This is a genomic window from Streptomyces sp. NPDC059853, from assembly GCF_042731495.1.
Taxonomy (GTDB): domain Bacteria; phylum Actinomycetota; class Actinomycetes; order Streptomycetales; family Streptomycetaceae; genus Streptomyces.
This window is the reverse complement of sequence record NZ_JBHWJL010000584.1, coordinates 1-1041: the sequence shown is the minus strand read 5'-3', so window position 1 is coordinate 1041 and position 1041 is coordinate 1. Positions and strand designations below refer to the sequence as shown.

Sequence of the window (1041 nt, the reverse complement as noted above, 5' to 3'; positions counted from 1 at the left end):
GAACGTGGGTGAGAGCGACCGCGCGCACCGCCCTGGCCTTCCCTCGTCGCGAGGGAAGAGCGCCGGCGGGCGGCCGGGCCACACCCCATGGCTGGTTCACCGCCTGCCGCGGCGGCGTGGCCCGCGCCGGCCCGGTCCTCCGGGGCCGGTCGTGACGGCGGTGCTCACGGCGTCGTGACGGCCGGCCGCGCAGCGCGGGACCTGGAACACCGGGCCGTCAGGGGGACACGCTCCGGCCCCCGTCGGCGGCAGCGAGGCGGGCGAGCAGCTCCGGATGGTCCGCCAGGCCCTTCTCGGCCGCCGACCTGATCACGGACTCCATGAACGCGCGGTCCACGCGATCCCAGTCGATCGGGCCGAGCGGCGGCTGCGGGTCGTACTCGATGGCGGCCTGGATCATCCGGGCGGCATCCTCGCCCACCAGTTCGGCGACCAGGTGCAGGGCCATGTCGATGCCCGCCGCCACTCCGGCGGCCGTGAGCACGCGCCCGTCCGCGACCCAGCGCCGGGACACGGGTGTCGCGCCGAAGGCGCGCAGGATCGGCATCGCAGCCCAGTGGGTGACCGCCTCACGGCCCTCAAGCAGACCGGCGGCCCCGAGGATCAGCGAGCCGGTGCAGACCGAGCCCACCACCTCGGCGCCGCGGGCCGCCTGCCGGACGTAGCCGGTCAGCTGTTCGTCCGCGAGGGCGGCGAAGGTCGGGGCACCGCCGCCCGGGACGATCAGGCCGTACGGCGCGGGCACCTGCTCGAAGGTGTGGGAGGCGGTTACGGACACCGGGCTGTCCGTCGGCAGCGGCCGGCGGGCCGCCGCCACCGTGACGGCCTCGAAGCCGAGCCCGAGTTCCTGCAAGCCGCTGACGACCTGGAGCGGCCCGACGAAGTCGAGGGCGGTCAGGCCGGGGTAGAGCACGAACGCGATGGTCTTGGTCGTTGTCATGCCAGCAGCTTCGCCGGGGTGAGCTGCCGTCGCGCGGACCGTGTCTGGAATCCTGTGATCCCTGTCTTCCGGACGCCAGGAGTCGCTGATGCGCCGTGTGG

1 protein-coding gene is annotated in these 1041 nt (G+C 74.5%); it reads right to left on the bottom strand.

Features of this window, described 5'->3' with window-relative positions:
- Positions 1-217: 217 nt before the first annotated feature.
- Positions 218-940: a DJ-1/PfpI family protein gene (locus ACFV5N_RS28035; RefSeq protein WP_019435918.1), complete on the bottom strand. Its 723-nt coding sequence runs from the start codon at positions 938-940 to the stop codon at positions 218-220.
- Positions 941-1041: the final 101 nt, after the last annotated feature.

Coding starts and splice junctions, on each gene's coding strand:
- ACFV5N_RS28035 (WP_019435918.1), bottom strand. CDS start 940: ATGACAACGACCAAGACCATCGCGTTCGTGCTCTACCCCGGCCTGACC.